Source organism: Nocardia albiluteola (genome assembly GCF_018860155.1).
Lineage (GTDB): Bacteria > Actinomycetota > Actinomycetes > Mycobacteriales > Mycobacteriaceae > Nocardia > Nocardia albiluteola.
Map to the genome: position 1 here is coordinate 581499 of NZ_JAHKNI010000004.1, position 872 is coordinate 582370.

The 872-nt window shown below is 66.1% G+C and carries 1 protein-coding gene; it reads left to right on the plus strand.

What is annotated here, in order from left to right; translation table 11 throughout:
• Positions 1-4 precede the first annotated feature (4 nt).
• On the plus strand, positions 5-472 hold the full coding sequence (locus KO481_RS15740) for a YbaB/EbfC family nucleoid-associated protein (RefSeq protein WP_215917835.1): 468 nt from the start codon (positions 5-7) through the stop codon (positions 470-472).
• The last annotated feature ends 400 nt before the right edge of the window (positions 473-872 follow it).

Here is an 872-nt window from a genome sequence, read left to right on the forward strand (position 1 = left end):
GTCCATGAACGACGACATCGTCATCGACGAACACGCGCGCAACCGCCTCGCCGACGCCATGGACCAGCTCAAGGCACAAATGGCCACGCTGGCCGAATCGCAACGGGAATGGGCCGCGCTCACCGCCACCGGCACGGCGGCCAACAGTCGAGTCACCGTGGTGGTGAACGCCAACGGCGTGATCACCGAGACCACCTTCGCCAACGACATCGGTGATCTCGACTACCCCGAGATCGCCGCCGCGGTGACGCAGGCACACCAGCAGGCCGTCACCGAAATCCACCGCAAGACAGCGGAATTGATGGGTCCCGTTCAGGCGCAGGCCATGGCCGGGGTGGGTCTCGAGGATCTGGTGCCCGCAATGCCCAACCCGTTGGATCCGCTGTCCGCGCTCACGACGCCCGCAGCGCAGTCGGGCGACGGCGGAGTCGACGACCCGGGCGGCCGGGGAGTGCTGCGTCGGTCCTGGTGATCGTCAGGAATTCCGGCGAACGTGGGAGACGACGGTGTTCTGGAGCAATCGTCGTCCTCGACCGCGCCCTCGAGGTACATCACCGATTTCGAGGAGCGCTTCCGGGAGCGGCAGGAGTAGTGGCGATTCCGGTCTGGCCTGTGACAACCGCTGCTCGCTTCGGCGGTCGTCGTCGACGCGTGGGCGATCTTAAGGTCGGATTAACCGCGCGCCCGAACGGAAGTCGATCTTCCTATGCTTCCGGGGTGCCTACCGCAGCGGTCCCTACGTGCCCGGATTCCGTTCCGGTAGTGGGTGATTCGCTGCGCTCGAAGGCAGGCTGCGTCGGCCGCGGTGATCGCGAAGACAGGCGCGGGCAGAGGCCGTAGTGGCGAACGAGTTTTTTCCGATTGCCCCGTGG